The 17,666-nt window shown below is 74.7% G+C and carries 20 protein-coding genes; 11 read left to right on the forward strand and 9 right to left on the reverse strand.

From position 1 onward, the window contains the following. Positions 1-99 precede the first annotated feature (99 nt). Together Ae717Ps2_RS35920 and Ae717Ps2_RS02775 are read left to right on the forward strand one after the other, a co-directional pair. Positions 100-729, forward strand: coding sequence for a DUF4245 domain-containing protein (locus Ae717Ps2_RS35920; protein ID WP_075308249.1), 630 nt, complete (start codon positions 100-102; stop codon positions 727-729). A 156-nt stretch (positions 730-885) separates the two neighbouring features. Beyond that, positions 886-1,845, forward strand: a complete 960-nt coding sequence (locus tag Ae717Ps2_RS02775) for a type IV toxin-antitoxin system AbiEi family antitoxin domain-containing protein (protein ID WP_075308247.1) — start codon at positions 886-888, stop codon at positions 1,843-1,845. A gap of 72 nt (positions 1,846-1,917) precedes the next feature. Here the strand turns inward: Ae717Ps2_RS02775 and Ae717Ps2_RS02780 are convergent, their stop codons facing one another. Genes Ae717Ps2_RS02780 through Ae717Ps2_RS02790 form a run of 3 tightly spaced genes read right to left on the reverse strand, consistent with a single transcriptional unit; the run spans position 1,918 to position 3,994 of the window. Further along, entirely contained in the window at positions 1,918-2,154 is a 237-nt protein-coding gene (locus Ae717Ps2_RS02780) for an exodeoxyribonuclease VII small subunit (protein WP_075308245.1), read from the reverse strand. Next, positions 2,151-3,389, reverse strand: coding sequence for an exodeoxyribonuclease VII large subunit (xseA, locus tag Ae717Ps2_RS02785; protein ID WP_075332995.1), 1,239 nt, complete (start codon positions 3,387-3,389; stop codon positions 2,151-2,153). The genes Ae717Ps2_RS02780 and xseA overlap by 4 nt, the downstream gene beginning before the upstream one ends. Continuing rightward, on the reverse strand, positions 3,386-3,994 hold the full coding sequence (locus Ae717Ps2_RS02790) for a lipid droplet-associated protein (RefSeq protein ID WP_075308241.1): 609 nt from the start codon (positions 3,992-3,994) through the stop codon (positions 3,386-3,388). Before Ae717Ps2_RS02790 ends, xseA begins: the two co-directional genes overlap by 4 nt. A 104-nt stretch (positions 3,995-4,098) precedes the next feature. Here Ae717Ps2_RS02790 and Ae717Ps2_RS02795 point away from each other — a divergent pair, with 104 nt between their 5' ends. After that, a complete protein-coding gene (locus tag Ae717Ps2_RS02795) occupies positions 4,099-5,076 on the forward strand; it encodes a 4-hydroxy-3-methylbut-2-enyl diphosphate reductase (RefSeq protein ID WP_020626874.1) in 978 nt (325 codons plus the stop codon). 84 nt (positions 5,077-5,160) lie between these two features. Here Ae717Ps2_RS02795 and Ae717Ps2_RS02800 read toward each other — a convergent pair whose 3' ends face one another. The 3 genes from Ae717Ps2_RS02800 to Ae717Ps2_RS02810 all read right to left on the reverse strand — a co-directional run bounded on the left by Ae717Ps2_RS02800 (position 5,161) and on the right by Ae717Ps2_RS02810 (position 8,388). Then, positions 5,161-5,709 carry a L,D-transpeptidase gene (locus Ae717Ps2_RS02800; RefSeq protein WP_060713230.1) on the reverse strand — a complete coding sequence of 183 codons (549 nt, stop codon included), beginning with the start codon at positions 5,707-5,709 and terminating at the stop codon, positions 5,161-5,163. A gap of 185 nt (positions 5,710-5,894) precedes the next feature. After that, entirely contained in the window at positions 5,895-6,788 is an 894-nt protein-coding gene (locus Ae717Ps2_RS40025) for a DUF6542 domain-containing protein (RefSeq protein WP_158071449.1), read from the reverse strand. A gap of 4 nt (positions 6,789-6,792) precedes the next feature. Next, entirely contained in the window at positions 6,793-8,388 is a 1,596-nt protein-coding gene (locus Ae717Ps2_RS02810; RefSeq protein ID WP_075308237.1) for a DNA recombination protein RmuC, read from the reverse strand. 245 nt (positions 8,389-8,633) lie between these two features. On the opposite strand from Ae717Ps2_RS02810, the gene Ae717Ps2_RS02815 reads away from it, so the two are divergent. Continuing rightward, entirely contained in the window at positions 8,634-9,170 is a 537-nt protein-coding gene (locus Ae717Ps2_RS02815) for a hypothetical protein (protein ID WP_075308235.1), read from the forward strand. A gap of 67 nt (positions 9,171-9,237) precedes the next feature. Here the strand turns inward: Ae717Ps2_RS02815 and Ae717Ps2_RS02820 are convergent, their stop codons facing one another. After that, the gene (locus Ae717Ps2_RS02820) at positions 9,238-9,735 is read right to left on the reverse strand and encodes a methylated-DNA--[protein]-cysteine S-methyltransferase (RefSeq protein ID WP_020623209.1); all 498 of its coding nucleotides are present in this window, start codon (positions 9,733-9,735) and stop codon (positions 9,238-9,240) included. Further along, the gene (locus Ae717Ps2_RS02825; protein WP_170917037.1) at positions 9,732-11,225 is read right to left on the reverse strand and encodes a DNA-3-methyladenine glycosylase 2 family protein; all 1,494 of its coding nucleotides are present in this window, start codon (positions 11,223-11,225) and stop codon (positions 9,732-9,734) included. Before Ae717Ps2_RS02825 ends, Ae717Ps2_RS02820 begins: the two co-directional genes overlap by 4 nt. 251 nt (positions 11,226-11,476) lie before the next feature. On the opposite strand from Ae717Ps2_RS02825, the gene Ae717Ps2_RS02830 reads away from it, so the two are divergent. From Ae717Ps2_RS02830 to Ae717Ps2_RS02860, 7 genes are all read left to right on the forward strand, one after another. After that, positions 11,477-13,024 carry a cell wall metabolism sensor histidine kinase WalK gene (locus tag Ae717Ps2_RS02830; RefSeq protein WP_233147424.1) on the forward strand — a complete coding sequence of 516 codons (1,548 nt, stop codon included), beginning with the start codon at positions 11,477-11,479 and terminating at the stop codon, positions 13,022-13,024. Next, entirely contained in the window at positions 13,021-13,692 is a 672-nt protein-coding gene (locus Ae717Ps2_RS02835) for a response regulator transcription factor (RefSeq protein ID WP_075332996.1), read from the forward strand. The genes Ae717Ps2_RS02830 and Ae717Ps2_RS02835 overlap by 4 nt, the downstream gene beginning before the upstream one ends. A gap of 25 nt (positions 13,693-13,717) precedes the next feature. Then, a complete protein-coding gene (gene ychF, locus Ae717Ps2_RS02840) occupies positions 13,718-14,791 on the forward strand; it encodes a redox-regulated ATPase YchF (protein WP_075308229.1) in 1,074 nt (357 codons plus the stop codon). A gap of 31 nt (positions 14,792-14,822) precedes the next feature. After that, on the forward strand, positions 14,823-15,590 hold the full coding sequence (locus tag Ae717Ps2_RS02845) for an aminoglycoside phosphotransferase family protein (RefSeq protein ID WP_143510283.1): 768 nt from the start codon (positions 14,823-14,825) through the stop codon (positions 15,588-15,590). A gap of 158 nt (positions 15,591-15,748) precedes the next feature. Beyond that, the gene (locus tag Ae717Ps2_RS02850; RefSeq protein ID WP_158071450.1) at positions 15,749-16,204 is read left to right on the forward strand and encodes a hypothetical protein; all 456 of its coding nucleotides are present in this window, start codon (positions 15,749-15,751) and stop codon (positions 16,202-16,204) included. A gap of 64 nt (positions 16,205-16,268) precedes the next feature. Beyond that, a complete protein-coding gene (locus Ae717Ps2_RS02855; protein WP_198932129.1) occupies positions 16,269-16,598 on the forward strand; it encodes a hypothetical protein in 330 nt (109 codons plus the stop codon). 156 nt (positions 16,599-16,754) lie between these two features. After that, positions 16,755-17,192, forward strand: a complete 438-nt coding sequence (locus Ae717Ps2_RS02860) for a BLUF domain-containing protein (RefSeq protein ID WP_020623134.1) — start codon at positions 16,755-16,757, stop codon at positions 17,190-17,192. A 6-nt stretch (positions 17,193-17,198) separates the two neighbouring features. Here the strand turns inward: Ae717Ps2_RS02860 and Ae717Ps2_RS02865 are convergent, their stop codons facing one another. After that, positions 17,199-17,660, reverse strand: coding sequence for a nuclear transport factor 2 family protein (locus Ae717Ps2_RS02865; protein ID WP_075308225.1), 462 nt, complete (start codon positions 17,658-17,660; stop codon positions 17,199-17,201). Positions 17,661-17,666 lie beyond the last annotated feature (6 nt).

Consider the following 17,666-nt stretch of genomic DNA (forward strand, 5'->3'; position numbering starts at 1 on the left):
CCGGCCGCGGACTCGGATCCGGCTCTCGCTGCGGCCCGGGCGGCTCCGGCCGCCGCGCCCGCGGGTGCGGCCCGGGCCGGACGGCCGCAGCCACCGCCGGTGACCCGCCGGATCCCGGAGGCCGGACCGCAGGCGATGCACAAGCCCGGCCGCGGCGACGCGTCGGTGCGCGACCTGATCTGGGCCTGCCTGATCCTCGTCCCGGTCGCGCTGCTGATCTTCTCGGTCGGCGGGTCGTGCTCGTTCTCGCCCGGCGGCCCGGCCGAGGACGCCGCGTCGGGACCCACCGTCGACGCCCCGGCCCGGATCGCCGAGTACGCCCGCGGCTCGACCTTCCCGCTGCGGCTGCCGGACGTGCCGTTCCGGGCCAACTCCACCGATCGGGGCCCGGTCGAGGGCGGCGGCACCGCCGTGCGCATCGGCTTCGTCACCCCCGACGCGGACTTCCTGAGCCTGGTCCAGACCGACGGGTCGGTCGAGGGCGTCCTCGCCACCGAGTCCGGCTCCGCGGGCCGCGGCGACGGACCCCCGACGATGCGCGGCACCGTGCAGGCGGGCGGCCTGACCTGGGAGGTCTACGGCGCCGAGGGCGGCGAGCCCTTCCGGATCGCGACGCTGCCCGGCCGTCCCGAGGTCCGGGTCCTGGTGACCGGCTCGGCGTCGGAGGACCAGTTCCGAACCCTGGCGGAAGCCCTCACCACCGCCCGAGTCTTCCCACCCGGTTCCTGACCCCGGTCTTACACGGGTTCCGGCGTCCCACAGGGGATCCGATCCCGTGTGCGACGCCGGAATCCCTGTGGGACGTGGTTGTCCACATTGCGGGGAGTTGTCCACAGGGTTCGGTTCGGGGGCGTTGGTGGGGGTGTTGCGGGGCAGGGTCGGGGCATGGACCTTCTGCCTGGTACGACGCCCGTGCGGCGCTCGGAGCTGCTCGCCGCGGGGATGAGCGAGGCCGAGATCCGCCACGCCGTCGGCTCGGGGGCGATCGTGCGGGTCTGCCGCGGGATGTACCGCGGTGCCGTGCCGTCGGGGTCGCCGGTGCTGCGGGGGGACCCCGGTCAACGCTGGGAGGAGCTCGTCGCCGGGCACGAGCGCGCCGTGCGCGGGGTGGTGCGTCGGCTCGAGTCGCCCGCGGTCGTCAGCCACGTCTCCGCCGCGGTCGTGCACGGCACCGAGATCTGGGACGTGCCGCTGGACCGCGTCCACGTCACGCGGTCGGCGCCGACCGGGGCTCGCCGGGGACACGACCTCGTCCTCCACGCGGTGCCCCTCGATCCCGCGGAGACGCTGCGGGTGCGCGGGATCCTGGTGACCGCGCCCGCCCGCACCGTCGCCGACGTGGCCAGGACGGTGCCGTTCGGTCAGGCGGTCGTCGTCGCGGACGGTCTGGCCCGGCGGTACGGGCTCCGGACCGCGGAGCTCCTGACCGCGGCGCGCCCGGAGCGTCGTCGGCGGGGGACGGCGGCCGCGGTGCGCGTCGCGCGGTTCGCCGACGGGCGCGCCGCGAGCCCCGGCGAGTCACGGAGCCGCGTGCTGTTCCACGCGGCCGGGCTCCCGGCCCCCGACCTGCAGCGCGAGGTCCGGGACGCCGGCGGCCGGTGGTGCGCGACCGTCGACTTCTGGTGGGACGGCAGCCCGCCCGTCGTCGGGGAGTTCGACGGCGAGGTGAAGTACGGGCGTCTGCTCCCGCCGGGGAGGACGGCGGGTCAGGTGATCACCGAGGAGAAGATCCGCGAGGACCGGCTCCGTGACCTGGGCCTGCACGTCGTCCGGTGGACCTGGCGCGACCTGGACGCCCCCACCGCCCTCCTGACCCGTCTCCGTACAAGGCTGCAGCCCCGGTGACCTCCCACACCGGATGCGGCGTCCCACACGGGGTCGGAACCCGTGTCGGACGCCGGTTCCCGTGTCGGAGGCTCAGGCGTCGTCGGGGTCGTCGGCGTCGGCGTCGGCGTCGGCCAGCTTCTCCTCGATGCGGGTGCGGGCGCCGGCGAGCTGGGCGTCGCAGCGCTTGGCCAGGGCCTCGCCGCGCTCCCACAGCGCGACGGACTCGTCCAGGCCGAGGCCGCCGACCTCCAGTGCGCGCACGACCTCCATGAGCTCGTCGCGGGCCTGCTCGTAGCCCAGGGTCTCCACTGCCGGTCGGTCGCTCATCGGGTCTCCGGGTCGGGGGTGGTGGTCACGGTGGCGGCGACGGCGCCGTCGGCGACCCGGATCCGCAGGCCGGTGCCGGCGGGCGCGTCGGTGACCGACCGCAGGAGCGGGGGCACGTCGTCGGTGCGGTCGGCGAGCTGCACGATCGCGTAGCCGCGCGCCAGGGTCGCGGTCGGGCCGAGCGCGGCGAGCCGGGCGCCCAGGTGCTCCAGCTCCGACGACGCCCGGTCCAGCCGGCGCAGCACCGCGCGGTGGGCGGCGGCGCGGGCGTCGGCGATCTCGCCCTCCCGGGCGGTGACCATGCGCAGCGGGTCGGTGAGCACCGGCCGCCGTCGTAGGTCGTCGAGGCGGTGCTGCTCGCGGTCGACCCAGCCGTGCAGGGCTCGGCGGGCCCGGTCGCGCAGCCCGGAGATCCGGGCGGTCTCCTCGGCGAGGTCGGGGACCAGGCTGCGTCCGGCCTCGGTCGGGGTGGAGCAGCGCACGTCGGCGACGTGATCGACCAGCGGGGTGTCCGGCTCGTGCCCGATGGCCGAGACGACCGGGGTACGGCAGGCGGCGACGGCACGGCACAGCGTCTCGTCGGAGAAGGGCAGCAGGTCCTCGACGCTGCCGCCGCCGCGGGCGAGCACGATGACCTCGACGTCCGGGTCGCGGTCGAGCGCCCGCAGCGCGCCGACGACCTGCTCCACGGCCAGCCCGCCCTGTACGGCGACGTTCTCGATCCGGAACCGCACCGCGGGCCAGCGCGCGGTGGCGTTGCGGACCACGTCGTGCTCGGCCGCGGAGTCGCGCCCGGTGACCAGACCGATGGTGTGCGGGAGCAGCGGCGGGCGCCGTTTGAGGGACGGGTCGAACAGCCCCTCGGCGGCGAGCAGCCTGCGCAGCCGCTCGATGCGGGCCAGCAGCTCACCGAGACCGACCGCGCGGATCCGGTCGACGCGCAGCGACAGCGTGCCGCGCCCCAGGTAGAACGACGGCTTGCCGTGCACGATCACCCGGCTGCCCTCGGTCACGGCGCCGCCGGCGTCGCGCACCAGCGACGACGGCGCCGTCAGCTGCAGGGAGATGTCGGCGGCCGGGTCACGCAGCGTCAGGAACGTGGTCCCGGAGCGGGCGTTGACCTGGGCGAGCTGGCCCTCGACCCACACCGCGCCGAGCCGGTCGACCCACTCGGCGATCTTGCGGGCGACCGTGCGGACCGGCCACGGGTCCTCCTCGGAGGTCGTGGCGCTCAACGGTTCTCGGACACCGTCGCGATCCGGTTCGTCAGCATCGTGACGTACGGCGGCCGGTTCTCGTGTGCGGTCTCCCAGGCGAGGAGGTCCGTGAGGTCGTCGAGGCTCAGCGTGCGGAGCTTGCCGCGCAGCTGGGGCACGGTCATCGTCGGGTACTCGGGCAGCACGGCCGGCGCGGTCGCGCTCGCCTCGGCCCGGTTCGACGCCGCCGCCGGCCGGGACGACGGGGACCGGTCGATCGGGATGCCGGTGCGGGCGGGTCGCAGCGACGACACGGTGCCGTTGCGGCCGGCCGGGGCGGCGGGCGGCAGCGGCGGGGCGATCGGCTCCGGGTCGGGCAGCGAGATGTCGGCGCCGTCGGCCAGGTCGTCGTCGAAGGTCGCCCAGCTGGGGACGTCGTCGGCGGGACGCAGGGTGCCCAGCGCGCGGTCACCCTTGATGGCCAGCTCGGTGATCCGCTGCTGGACCCGCATGGACACCTGCAACGCCTGGCTGACCGCGGTCACCGGCAGCTCGACGGCGTGCCGCGGCAGCTCTCGGGCCTGCTCGACGGCGGTCACGACGAGGCCGGCGGCGATCCGCACGGGGAACGGCAGCGGAGACATGCACGCCATTGTCCCCTGATCCGCGGTCGCCTGTCGCGCCGGGCGCCCGGTCGGGCCGGTCACGTGCGGCTGCCCGTTCCCGGGGTGGTCCGTACCCTGGGGGCATGTCCGGTTCTGCCAAGCAGGTCCTGCTCGCCAAGCCCCGCGGCTACTGCGCGGGCGTCGACCGTGCCGTCGAGGCGGTGGAGCAGGCACTCGACCAGTACGGCGCCCCCGTGTACGTCCGCAAGGAGATCGTGCACAACAAGCACGTGGTGGAGACGCTGCGCGAGCGCGGCGCGATCTTCGTCGACGAGGCGTCGGAGGTCCCGGAGGGCGCGCACGTCGTGTTCTCCGCGCACGGCGTTTCGCCCGCGGTCCGCGCCGAGGCCTCGGGTCGGAACCTGCAGACCATCGACGCGACCTGCCCGCTGGTGACCAAGGTCCACCAGGAGGCGAAGCGGTTCGCCCGCGAGGACTACGACATCCTGCTCGTCGGGCACGCTGGGCACGAGGAGGTCGAGGGGACCTCTGGTGAGGCGCCCGAGCACATCCAGCTCGTCGAGTCCGCCGCCGACGTCGACTCCGTGACCGTCCGCGACCCGGAGAAGGTCGTGTGGCTCTCGCAGACCACGCTCAGCGTCGACGAGACCATGGACACCGTGCGCGCCCTGCGCGAGCGTTTCCCGAAGCTGCAGAACCCCCCGTCGGACGACATCTGCTACGCCACGCAGAACCGTCAGGTCGCGGTGAAGACGATGGCGCCGCGCTGCGACCTCGTGCTGGTCGTCGGGTCGCGGAACTCGTCGAACTCGGTGCGTCTGGTCGAGGTCGCCCTCGGCGCCGGGGCCGGCGCCTCGTACCTGATCGACTACGCCCGTGAGATCGACGAGTCGTGGCTCGACGGCGTCACGACGGTCGGGATCACCAGCGGCGCGTCGGTGCCGGAGATCCTGGTGCAGGGTGTCGTCGAGTACCTGGCCGAGCGCGGCTTCGGCTCGGTCGAGGAGGTCGACACCGCCGAGGAGACGCTGACCTTCTCGCTGCCCCGTGAGCTGCGCCCGCCGCGTGGCCGGTCGCTGGGCCTGACCCCGGTGAACTGAGCCCGGTGAACTGAGCCCGTCACGCACGACGCAGGCCCCGGACCGACTCGGTCCGGGGCCTGCGTCGTACAGGGGGTGGAGCGGTCAGCCCGCCGCGCGGTCCGCCTGGACCTGCTTCGCCGACACGACCTGCACCTGGTCACCGATCTGCAGGGTGTCGAACCAGAGCTTCGCGTTCTCCGGGGCGAGCCGGACGCAGCCCGCCGACGGGGTGTCGGTGCGGCCCTCGTGGAAGGCGATGCCGCCGTCCTGGAAGAACACCGCCCACGGCATCGGGGCGGGCTCGCCGTTGGTCATCGTGTACTCGCCACTCTTGTGGAGCTGCTCCTTGCGGTACACCCGCAGGGAGTGGCCGATCGGGGTCTCCTTGCCCGGGCCGCCGATGGCGACCGGGACGGGCCCGTGGGTGATCTTCCCGTCGGTGAACAGCCAGGAGCGCTGCGAGTCGAGGTCGACACAGGCGCGGGCCGTGACGGTGCACGGGGTGCCCGCGACGAGCGGCTGGTCCCGGAAGGCCTGGGCGGCCGGGGTCCCGGCGATCGCGGTGCCGACGCCGATCAGCGCGACGGCCGCGGTGACCAGCGCGACGACGATCGCGGGTCGCGTCCTGCGGGGGCTGCGGGTGGTCGACATGGCGCTCCAGTGGTTCCGGCGTGCGTCGGGGGGAGCGGCGGGGTCACGCCGTGCCCCCGATGGGGAAGACGCTCGGGAGGGCAGTGGGTTGCTCCCATTGTCCGGTCCGTCGTCACCCGGGCGGTCTGCGGGGTACGTTCCGGCCGTCCACCTGGGCGGATGCATGCGGAGCGCCGGTTCCGCCGTCAGCGGGTGTCGCGGCGTGTCCGGCCGGTCGCCCCGCGCGTCGACCCGCGGGTGGGCTCGGAGCGGGACGGATCGACACGGGAGGACTCCGCGCGGGAGGAGCCGGAGCGCGCGGACCCGGTGGAGCGTGCCGCCGAACCGGTGCGCGAGATCCCGGTGGAGCGCGCTGCGGAGCCGGTGCGCGAGACCCCGGTGCCGGTGGACCCGGTGCGGGCCGTGTCGCGTCGGGCGGAGCCGGTCGGGGTCGACCCGGTGGCCGACCCGGTGCGGGCAGTGCCGGACGTGCGGGACCGGGCCGCGGTCGCCGTGCCGGGCGTACCCGCACCGCGCGGCGCCCGGGTCCGCCCGCCGGGCCCGTCCGGGTCGTACCCGCCCGGGTCGCGGCCCAGGCGCTGCCGCAGCCGGCCGACCGCGTCGTCCGGGCCGAGCCGCTGGCGCAGCACCCGCAGGCCGGCGACGAGCAGCACGACCAGCGTGGTCACCGCCATCGCCGGGAACGCGTTGATGAGCGGTGCGCCCGCCATGAGCAGGCTCTGCGCCGCGCCGCCACCGGACGGGGCGCCGATGAGCACCGCGACCAGCGGGACGACGACGGCGAGCAGCAGCGGCGGCTGCACGGCCGGCAGGAACAGGCTGCGCCGGCGGACCCAGGACACCGCGAGCACGCAACCGAGCAGGTAGCAGACCTCGAACACCCGGCCGACGGTGCCGATCCGCAGCAGGTCCACCAGGACCCCGAGAGCTGTGGTGCCGACGGCCAGGCCGGTCGCCGCCATCGGCGGGATCCCGAGGACCGGGGGGAGCAGGGACCGCTCGCGCACCGGCCAGCCACCGCGCGCGGGGGCGGACCCCCGGCCGGGCCGGCGGGCCGAAGTCGATCGGGCCGTGGTCACCCGGTCAGCCTAACCCCTCCCGCCACGGTGTCCCGGCCGCCTCGTCGTGTTCCGTGTCGCCGTCGCCGAACGTGCCCGGATGTGCGCCGTCGGGTCGGCCACCGCCGGATCGGGTGCCGTCCGTCCGGTTGTGGTCGGGCCGCCCGAGGTCCTCCAGGGACACCAGCGAGTCCCCGGCGGAGGCGACCAGCTCGGGTGCGGAGACACCGCGCGGGGTCCGGTCGACCGTCGCGGGGGTCTCCAGCTCGGTGTCGGACACCTGCAGCTCGGTGAACTTCCGGGCGCTCACCAGGACCCGGGCCTCCAGCGAGGAGACGGTCCGGTTGTAGCTGTCCACGACCGCGTCGAGGCTGCGGCCGAGCTTCGCGACGTGGGTGCCCATCGTCGCGAGGCGCCCGTGCAGCTCGCGCCCGAGCCGGTGCACCTGGGCGGCGTTGCGGGCCAGCGCCTCCTGCTTCCAGCCGTAGGCGACGGTGCGCAGCAGCGCGACGAGGGTGGTCGGCGTCGAGAGCACGACGTTGCGGCCGAAGGCGTACTCCAGCAGCCCCGGGTCCGAGCGGAGTGCGGCCTCCAGGAACGGGTCGCCGGGCACGAACAGCACCACGAACTCCGGTGTGGGCTCGAACGACTCCCAGTAGGCCTTGGCGGAGAGCTGGTCCACGTGGGTGCGCAGCTGCCGGGCGTGCGCGGCGAGCCGCTCGATGTGCACGTCCGGGTCGGAGGCCTCGACCGCCTGCAGGTAGGCCGCGAACGGCACCTTCGCGTCGACGACGACCTGCTTGCCGCCCGCGAGCCGGACCAGCATGTCCGGGCGGACCCCGCCGTCCTCCCCGGCGGCGGACACCTGGGTGGAGAAGTCGCAGTGCTCGAGCATCCCGGCCATCTCGGCGACCCGCTGCAGCTGCATCTCACCCCACCGGCCCCGCACCTGCGGCGCCCGCAGCGCGTTGACCAGCGCCTTCGTCTCGGTGCCGAGCCTGTCCGAGCTCGCCGCCATCGCCCTGACCTGCTCGCGGAGCCCGGCATAGGCGGACTCGCGTTCCTTCTCCACCGTCCGCAGCTGGCCCTCGACCCGGCCCAGCGCCGCCGAGACCGGGTCGAGCAGCTGCTCGACGGCCTTCGCGCGGGCCGCCTGGTCGCCGTCGGCCCTGGCCGCGAGCGCGGCGGTCGCCTCCTTGATCCGGCTCTCCGCCAGCGCCACGAACGCCTCGTTGTTGCGGGCCAGCGCGTCCTGCGACAGCGCGGCGAAGGAGTCCTTCAGCTCGGCCTCGCGGCGCGTCGTCGCGGCCTCGGCCTGCGCGCGGGCCTCCCGCTCGGCGCGCAGCGCGGCGGTGGCCCCGGCGGCCTCGGACTCGGCGCGCCGGGCCCGGTTCGTCGCGTCGTCGAGCGACTCGTGCAGCTCCTCGACCCGCTCGAGCAGCGCGGTGCGCTCGGCGCGCAGGCCCGCGGCGTCCGCCCGGGTGGTGGCGGCGGTGTTCGCGGCGGCGCGGGCCGCCTCGGCCGCCTCGGCACGGAACCGGGCGGCGGCCACCGACCAGACCACGGCGGCGGCGACCGCCGCACCGAGCATCGATCCGAGGAGCAGGCTGAGGACGTCCACCCCCGCAGCGTGCACCGCACCCCCGACAGTTCCGCGTCGCCGCAGGTCGGCGGCGTGTCCGGAGTCCGGTGTCGCGCACCGGATCGCAGGGGAGGTCTGCGGCCGGACGGGTTGCCCCGGCGAGACGGATGCCACGCGGGGCGAACTGGTTCGCTATGCACACGTCTTCTCCGGTGTCGGACCTTCGGGGGCCGACGGTCCGGGCCGGGGGCCCGGGCGCCGCGAGAGTGAGAGAGGTACCTGTGATGACCACCCGACTCGCCCGCACCATCGGCCGTACGGCCGCCACGACCACCGCCGCCCTGGCTGTCGCCGCCGCGGCAGTGCTCGTCCCGGCCGGGGTCGCCTCGGCCGCACCCGCGACGCCGGCGGGGGACCCGGCGCCCAGCGCCTGCCGGCCGGCGAACCAGCAGGCGACCATCCACCCGGCGCCGGCGAGCGCCGGGCACCGTCACTACTCGGTCGTGCTCAGCGCGGCCCCGGGCACCGCGCCGTGCCTGCTGTCCGGATCGCCGTCGGACCTGGTGTTCAGCCTGAACGGCTCGCCGCGCGCCTCCGAGGTCGCGGTGCCCTACGGCGACCAGACCCGCGCCGTCGAGTTCGGGCCGGGGGAGCCCGTGCAGTTCGACGTGCAGATCCGCAACTCCGCCGGGCCCGCCCCGGCGAACGAGCTGGAGTTCTCGCTGCACGGTCCCGGCGGCGACATCCCGGGCAGCTTCCTGGCCCGGGGACCGATCGGCGTCGACGCCGGGATCCAGGTCGGACCGGTCACCGAGGGCTGACCCGGGGGCACCGGTGCCGGGGCACCCGGCGGCCGCGGTGCGCGATCCGCGGTCGCCGGGGACGGTCTCAGACCGCCTCGTGCTCCAGCAGCCACCGCTTCACGGCCAGGCCGTAGCGGAACCCGCCCAGGGTCCCGTCGCTGCGCAGCACCCGGTGGCACGGGACGAACAGCGCCGCCGCGTTGGACGCGCAGGCGCCGGCCGCGGCACGCACCGCCGCGGGGCGGCCGGTCTTCTCGGCGTAGCCGGTGTAGGTGACCGGTGCCCCCGCGGGCACGGTCCGCAGCACGTCCCACGCCAGCTCCCGGTAGGGGCCGGACCGCTGGCGGACGGGCACGTCGTCGATCGCCGACAGCTCGCCGTCGTGGTAGCGGTCGACCGCCTCGCCGACCGCGCCGAGGTCGCCCTCGACCACGGTCGTCGGGGCCAGTGAGCGGTGCACCAGGGCGAGCAGCTCGTCGACCGAGGCGGTCCAGCCGGAGGCGAGGACGTGGCCGTCGTCGTCGACGACCGCGGTGAACGGCCCGGCCGGGGTGTCCCGTGTGGACCACGTTGCTGTGCTCATGCGCTCCTCCGAGCGGTGGTGGTGGCGGCGGACGTCGCGGCCCGCCAGAGATGGGTGGCGGCGTAGGACCGCCAGGGGGCCCAGGCGCGGGCGCGCGCGGTGAGCGCGGCCCCGTCGCAGGGCAGTCCGAGCGCCTCGGCGCCGCGGCGCACCGCGAGGTCGGAGGCGAGCAGCTCGTCGGGGTCACCCAGGACCCGCATGGCCAGGTAGCCGGCGCTCCAGGGTCCGATCCCGGGCAGCGCGCACAGCTCGGCGCGCAGGTCGTCCGGGTCGCGCCCGGGGTCGAGGGCGAGCGTGCCGTCGGCGAGCGCGGCACACAGCCCGCGCAGCGACGACGCTCGTCGGGCCGGGCCCGCGAGGTCGGCGTCGACGAGGGTTCCCGGCTCGGGGAACAGCAGGTGCGGCCCGCCGTCGTCGCACAGCTCCGCGGGCAGCGGCGTCCCGTGCGTGGCCGCGAGACGGGCCGCGGCGGTGCGGGCGGCGGCGACCGACACCTGCTGGCCCAGCACCGTGCGGACCGCCGTCTCGGCCGGGTCGACGGTGCCCGCCAGCCGGATCCCGGGCGTCGCGGCGACCAGGGGGGCGAGTGCGGCGTCGGCACCCAGCACGGCGTCGACGGCGAGCGGGTCGGCGTCGAGGTCGAGCAATCGGCGCAGCCGGTACACCGCGGGCCCGACGTCCCGCGGGTCGGACGCCCGCAGCGTCGCCACCACGGCGCCGGGCCGCGCGGTCAGGTCCAGTGCGACGGCGGCCGATCCGTGCGGGAGCCACAGCGTGCGGCGGTAGGTGCCGCCGCCGACGGTCTCGACACCGTCGACCGCGCGGGCCGCGAGGTGGTCGAGCAGACCGTGCGGGTCGAACGGGGACCGGTAGGGCAGCCGCAGCACGAGCGCCCCGGGCGGGCCGGGCTCGCGGTTGCGCGTGCGGCGTGCGGCCTCGGCGCGCAGCTGGGAGGGCGGGACGCCGTAGACGGCGCGGACGGTGTCGTTGAACTGCCGGACGCTGCCGAACCCGGCGGCGAACGCGACGTCGGCCAGCCCGAGCGGGGTGGTCTCGACCAGGATGCGGGCGGTGTGCGCGCGCTGCGCGCGGGCCAGGGCCAGCGGCCCGGCACCCACCTCGGAGGTGAGGATCCGGCCGAGCTGGCGGGGCGAGTAGCCCAGCCGCGACGCGAGCCCGGGGACCCCGTCGCGCTCGACGACGCCGTCGGCGATCAGGCGCATGGCCCGCCCCGCGGCGTCGGCACGCAGGTTCCACTCCGGCGAGCCGGGGACGGCGTCGGGCAGGCACCGCCGGCAGGCCCGGTAGCCCGCGGTCTGCGCGGCGGCCGCGGTCCGCAGGAACTCGACGTTGTGCGAGCGCGGAGGCGGTACCGGGCAGGACGGACGGCAGTAGATGCCGGTGGTGCGCACGGCCGTGACGAACTGGCCGTCGAACCGCGCGTCCTTGGCGGCGACGGCGCGGTAGCAGGAGTCGTGGTCGAGCAGCACGGTACCGACGATGCCACTGGGCGGCCGTCGCCACTGGCGGGAATCGGTCACCGGTGTCCGGGGCCGGTCCAGGGCAGGCGCACGACGTCCCCCTCGGTCCCGGTCGTCGGAGCTCGGCCCGGACGGGTGTGGTGCTCGGCCGTCCGGGTGGTGGCAGCCGTTCGACGATGTCCGTGTGTCACCTGTGCGCCGTGCGACGGAGCGTGCCTTACTCCCAACGGAGCTGTATCGACGACCGACGGTGCTCATCCGTGCCGGGTGTCGGCACGAGAGCGCTGCCCACGGTGCGCCCGTCCCGCAGCGGGTACGGGATCATGGTCACCGGCACGGACGAACTGGAGGCGATCATCGCGACCGAGGCCGTCGGGTCCGGCCCCGGGCCCCGCCGCGTCGGTCGGGCGATCGGGGCCCGCACCCGCATCGTCGGGTGGGTCGTGCTGCTGGTGCTGGCCTCGCTGGGCGTCGTCACGCTGCTGACCTGGATGCTGCTGATCGACGAGACCGACCGCCGGATCGACGGGGCGCTGAACTCCGAGATCGCCGAGTTCGCCCGCGTCACCGAGACCGGCATCAACCCGACGACCGGCCGGCCGTACTCCTCGGTCGACGAGATCCTGCGGTCGGTGATCGCCGCGAACGTCGCGCGGCCGAACGAGAAGTTCCTCGGCTATCTCGACGGGCGCTTCCGCTGGGAGTCCCGGCGGACGAGCCCGCGGGTGCTGCTGCGCGAGGACCCGGCGTTCACCGCGCTGGTCGCCGACGTCCGTCGTCCCACCCGCGGGTCCTACGAGAGCTCGGCGGGCGAGGTGCGCTGGTCGGCGTTGCCGGTCGGGCTCGCCGGCGACCCGCAGCGCGGCGTCATCGTGATCGGCTACTTCACCGACCGCGAGCACGACTTCGCCCACGAGGCCGCGCGCTTGATGGGGCTGGTCGGGTTCGGTACGGCGCTGCTGTCCGCGGTCGGGGCGTGGCTGGTGGCCGGGCGCATCCTGCGGCCGCTGCGCGACGTCGCCGCGACCGCGAACACCATCACCGGGCGGGACCTGTCGCGCCGGGTGCCGCAGCGCGCGCAGGCCCGCGACGAGATCGCCGAGCTGGCCATCACGCTGAACGCGATGCTCGACCGGGTGCAGAGCGGTATGGAGTCCCAGCGGCGGTTCGTCGACGACGCCGGCCACGAGCTGCGCACCCCGATCACCATCGTGCGGGGGCACCTCGGGGTGCTCGACCCGCACGACCCCGACGACGTCGTCGAGACCGTCGCCCTGGTCGACGACGAGCTGGAGCGGATGAACCGGCTGGTGTCGGAGATGCTCGCGCTGACCCGGGCCGAGCAGCCGTCGCTGCTCCGGACCGAGCTCGTCGACGTCGGCGCACTGACCCGGGAGCTGTTCGAGAAGCTGACCGGCCTCGCCGACCGGGACTGGCGGCTGGAGGCGGTGGCCGCGGTGCGGTGCCGGATGGACCCGCAGCGGATCACCCAGGCCGTCGTCGCGCTGGCCGACAACGCGACCCGCTTCACCGGCGACGGCGACCGGATCGCGCTCGGCTCGGAGGCGGTCGACGGGCGGGTGCGGATCTGGGTGGCCGACACCGGACCGGGCGTCGCGCCGGAGGACCGGCAGCGGGTGTTCCGGCGCTTCGCGCGCGGCGACGACGCACCCCGCTCCGACGGCGCCGGGCTCGGGCTGTCCATCGTCGAGGCCATCGCGACGACGCACGGCGGTCGCGTGCTGCTCGAGAGCACGCCCGGGCACGGGGCGACCTTCACACTGGACCTGCCGAGGAGCGAGACGTGACCAGCCGGATCCTGGTGGCCGAGGACGAGCCGCGCATCGCGTCCTTGGTGAAGAAGGGCCTGGTCGGGGCCGGGTTCGAGGTCACGGTCGTCGCCGACGGGGCCGGCGTGCACGACCACGCCGTGTCCGGGGGGTTCGACCTGCTGGTGCTCGACATCGGGCTGCCCGGGATGGACGGCTTCGAGGTCCTGCGACGACTGCGGGCGGCCGGCAGCAGCCTCCCGGTGATCATCCTGACCGCGCGCGACAGCGTGCACGACACCGTCGCCGGGCTGACCGGCGGTGCCGACGACTACATGGCCAAACCGTTCCGGTTCGAGGAGCTGGTGGCCCGGATCCGGCTGCGGCTGGAGCGCGCCCGCCCGGTCCCGGACCCGGATCTGCTGACCTTCCACGGACTCGAGCTCGACCCCCGCACCCGGCACGTGAGCGTGCACGGCCGCACCGTCGAGCTGTCCACGCGCGAGTGCGCGCTGGCCGAGACGTTCCTGCGCCACCCGGGCCAGGTGTTGTCCCGCGACCAGCTGCTCCGGCTGGTGTGGGGGCCTGCCGAGTCGGGGGCCTCGTCCAACGTCGTCGACGTCTACGTGCGCTACCTGCGTCGTAAGCTCGGCGCCGGTTGGATCGCGACGGTGCGCGGCGCGGGCTACCGGCTCGAACCGGGCTGAGGAGTCCCGACTACCCTGGTCGTCCGTGTCCCTCACCCTCGGCATCGTCGGCCTGCCCAACGTCGGCAAGTCGACCCTGTTCAACGCGCTGACCCGCAACGACGTGCTCGCCGCGAACTACCCGTTCGCGACGATCGAGCCCAACGTCGGCGTCGTCCCGCTCCCCGACGAGCGCCTGGGGAAGCTGGCCGAGATCTTCTCGTCGGAGAAGATCATCCCGGCGACGGTGTCGTTCGTCGACATCGCCGGCATCGTCAAGGGCGCGTCCGAGGGCGCGGGTCTGGGCAACAAGTTCCTCGCGAACATCCGCGAGTCCGACGCGATCTGCCAGGTCGTCCGCGTCTTCGACGACCCGGACGTGGTGCACGTCGACGGCCGCATCGACGCCGCGAGCGACATCGAGACGATCGCGACCGAGCTGGTCCTGGCCGACCTCCAGACGCTGGAGAAGGCGGTGCCGCGGCTGGAGAAGGAGGCCCGCACGCAGAAGGACCGCAAGCCGGTCCTCGACGCCGCGAACGCCGCCGTCGCGATCCTCAATGAGGGCCGGACGCTGTTCCAGGCCGAGGCCGACACCGAGCTGCTGCGCGAGCTGACGCTGCTCACGACGAAGCCGTTCCTCTACGTCTTCAACGCCGACGAGGCCGTCCTCACCGACGACGCCCGGCGCAAGGAGCTCACCGAGCTGGTCGCCCCCGCCCGGGCCGTGTTCCTCGACGCCAAGGTCGAGGCCGAGCTGCTGGAGCTCGACGACGAGTCCGCTGCCGAGCTCCTGGAGTCGATCGGGCAGGACGAGCCGGGACTGGCCCAGCTGGCCCGCGCCGGGTTCGCCACTCTCGGTCTGCAGACCTACCTGACCGCCGGGCCCAAGGAGTCGCGGGCCTGGACGATCCCGCAGGGGGCCACCGCGCCGCAGGCGGCCGGGGTCATCCACACCGACTTCGAGCGGGGCTTCATCAAGGCCGAGATCGTCTCCTTCGACGACCTGGTCGCCGCGGGGTCGATGAACGCCGCGAAGGCCGCGGGGAAGGTGCGGATGGAGGGGAAGGACTACGTGATGCACGACGGCGACGTGGTCGAGTTCCGCTTCAACGTCTGACCCGGCCCGCCGTCGCCACCGCACTGCGCCCGTGACTCCGCTGCATCCCGACCTCGCCCGAGCCGTACACGCGCGATGGCCCGACCGCGCACCCGCCTGGGTGGAGGCGCTCCCCGTCGAGCTGGCCGAGGTCTGCGCCGCACTCTCGGTCACACCGACCGGCACGACGTTCTCCTCCAGGTCGGCCCACGTGGTGGAGGCGACGACCAGCGCCGGCGCTCGGGTGGTCCTGCGGTCGAGCCCCGACCCGGACGCCGTTCACCAGGCCGCGGTGCTGGAGCAGCTCTCGCGAGCTGGTCTGGCGCCTGCGGTCCATCTCCTGCGGAACACACCCACGAGCACGTGGACCGCACTGGACGCGGTCGAGCCCGGCGCATCGTTCGCCGAGCGGGAGCCGCGGCCGCGGGACATCGAGGGCGCAGCCACGATGCTGCGCACCCTCGCCGACGAGGACGGCGTGCCCTCGGCGCCGAGCATCGTCCCGTGGCTCCGGGCACGGCTCACCGATCCGGCCGCCGACGTGGTTCTCGACCAGCTCGCCACCGACTCGCCGGCCGGACTGTGCCACGCCGACCTCTCACCGCCCCACGTCCTCCACGGCCGCGGTCGGCCGTGGTTCATCGGCCCGCGCGGGATGAACGGCGAAGCCGCCTACGACGTCGCCGTGCTCGCCCTGAAACTGAGCTACGACGACCTGGAGACGGCACACCTCCTCGGCCGCAGTGTCGCCCGATCCGCCGGTGTCGATGCCGATCGCGCGGCCGCCTGGGTGACGGTGGCCGACGCAGCGGCCGTCTGATCATCCCTTCCAACGTCTGACCCGCCCCGTCTGCGCACCCCCCGCTCATCAGAAGGGGTGACGATCCGGCGCCCACACTGACCGTTGTCGCGCCACCCACGACACTGTGCGCGAGGCCCCGGCGAGCGGGGCCGGTGTGACCGGCTGGGGGAACGACGATGGGCATGGGCCGCTTCGCCGTGGCAGCCGTCGTCGCCGCCGTGTTCGCCACCAGCGCGTGCGCCGCGGCGTCCGGGGCCGAGCCGAGCACCGTCCCGGAACCCGCGGTCGCTCCGGTGTCCGCCCGGTTCGCACCCGCCACCGGTGTGCTGCTCCGCGTCGGTCCGGCGGCGTCCGTGCCGGGCGCGGCGGTGGACGGGGCGCTCACCGAGGCCCGCCGGGCGATGGACCGGGCTGCGGCGGCCGAGGCGCGGGAGGCCGAGCGGAGCAGGGCGACGACCGCCGGTGCCGACTGCGCGGAGCGGGCGATGGCGGCCGGCCGGTTCGACCCGTCGTGCTCCGCCTACCAGGGGTACCTCGACCCGGGTACGTCCGCGGGCCGGGCACCGACCAGCGGCGAGACCCAGATGCAGTACCTGTGCGAGCGGGGCCTGGTGCCCCGGAGCGACTGCTGACCTGCCTTGACCTCCCCGTCGCGGCACGGGCGGCGCCGGTCGCCCGCGGCTACGCTGGCGGAGCGTGAACCTCCTCCAGCGCATGGCCCGGGTCGTCAACACCGTCGTCGCGCCCCTCGCGCGCTCGGGCAGGCTCGGTCCGTTGACGGAGATCAGCTACCACGGACGCCGATCCGGCACGGAGTTCCGGCTCCCCGTGGCCTTCCAGCCCGCTGGCGACGGCGGCGTCATCCGTGTCGAGCTGCCGGACCGGAAGAACTGGTGGCGCAACTTCACCGGCGAGGGCGCACCGCTGCGGGTCCGGGTCGACGGCGAGGAACGGCCGGGCCACGGTGTGGCGGTGCGAGACGGACGACAGGTCCGGGTGGACGTCCGGTTCGACGGGGCCCGGTAGCGACCGATCTTCCGACAGGGCGTCTCATATCGCGACGTCGGAGTGTGTCGTACGCCACTACCGCCGGGACGGCCGTGACGATCACCCGGGATCCGGGTCCGTGACGGTTCCACGCCCGTCTCCGGTGAGGCGGCCCGACCGACACGGGGGAACCACATGGCCGAGCAGGTCCACAGGCTGATCTACCGCAGCCACAGCACCGTGCCTCGCGACCGCCGCGACGAGGTCCTCGCCGAGATCTTCGACGTGGCTCGGTCGAAGAACAAGAAGGCCGGTGTGACCGGTGCGCTGTTGATCTCGGACAACTGGTTCGTCCAGACCCTGGAGGGCGACGAGGCAGTGGTCACCGGGCTGTTCGAGAAGATCGAGGCAGACGACCGGCACACCGACGTGTCGGTCCTCGAGTCGACGACGGTGGACTCCCGGGTGTTCTCCCGCTGGTCGATGGCCCGCATCTCCGCGATCGGGCGCTCGGACATCCCGCTGCACGACGTCGACGGCCGCATCCGGCCCGCGGCGCCGGACCAGCCCGGGCGGGAGCAGCAGGATCTGCTCACCCGGATGCGGAACACCATCGGCGCGGACACGGTCTGACGTCGTTCACTGCAGAGGGATGTCGACCCCCCGCTCGGAGTCGGGGCGCGGGCCGTGGATACGCCGCTCCGCCTCGGTGATCGGGACGTCGTTGATGCTGGCCTCCCGCCGCCGCATGAGCCCCAGCTCGTCGAACTCCCACAGCTCGTTGCCGTAGCTGCGCCACCACTGGCCGTCGGCGTCGCGGGACTCGTACTGGAACCGGACGGCGATGCGGTTGTCGTCGAACGCCCACAGGCTCTTGCGCAGCGCGTAGTCCTGCTCGCGCTGCCACTTCGCGGTCAGCAGCTCGACGATCTCCTGCCGGCCGGTCGCGAAGGTGTCGCGGTTGCGCCACACCGAGTCCGGTGTGTACGCGCCCGCGACGCGCTCCGGGTCGCGGGTGTTCCAGGCGTCCTCGGCGGCCTGCACCTTCTGTCGCGCGGTCTCCGGCGTGAACGGCGGGTAGGGCGGACGGCCTTCGGCCACGGCTGC

This window comes from Pseudonocardia sp. Ae717_Ps2 (assembly GCF_001932475.1).
Lineage (GTDB): Bacteria > Actinomycetota > Actinomycetes > Mycobacteriales > Pseudonocardiaceae > Pseudonocardia.

Excerpts from the sequence above, each read along its gene's own strand:
- Ae717Ps2_RS02800 (WP_060713230.1), bottom strand. The coding sequence starts at position 5,709 with ATGTCGACCACCCGCAGCCCCCGCAGGACGCGACCCGCGATCGTCGTC.
- Ae717Ps2_RS02775 (WP_075308247.1), top strand. The coding sequence starts at position 886 with ATGGACCTTCTGCCTGGTACGACGCCCGTGCGGCGCTCGGAGCTGCTC.
- Ae717Ps2_RS02815 (WP_075308235.1), top strand. The coding sequence starts at position 8,634 with ATGACCACCCGACTCGCCCGCACCATCGGCCGTACGGCCGCCACGACC.
- Ae717Ps2_RS02860 (WP_020623134.1), top strand. The coding sequence starts at position 16,755 with ATGGCCGAGCAGGTCCACAGGCTGATCTACCGCAGCCACAGCACCGTG.
- Ae717Ps2_RS02795 (WP_020626874.1), top strand. The coding sequence starts at position 4,099 with ATGTCCGGTTCTGCCAAGCAGGTCCTGCTCGCCAAGCCCCGCGGCTAC.
- Ae717Ps2_RS02780 (WP_075308245.1), bottom strand. The coding sequence starts at position 2,154 with ATGAGCGACCGACCGGCAGTGGAGACCCTGGGCTACGAGCAGGCCCGC.
- Ae717Ps2_RS02850 (WP_158071450.1), top strand. The coding sequence starts at position 15,749 with ATGGGCATGGGCCGCTTCGCCGTGGCAGCCGTCGTCGCCGCCGTGTTC.
- Ae717Ps2_RS02790 (WP_075308241.1), bottom strand. The coding sequence starts at position 3,994 with ATGTCTCCGCTGCCGTTCCCCGTGCGGATCGCCGCCGGCCTCGTCGTG.
- Ae717Ps2_RS02820 (WP_020623209.1), bottom strand. The coding sequence starts at position 9,735 with ATGAGCACAGCAACGTGGTCCACACGGGACACCCCGGCCGGGCCGTTC.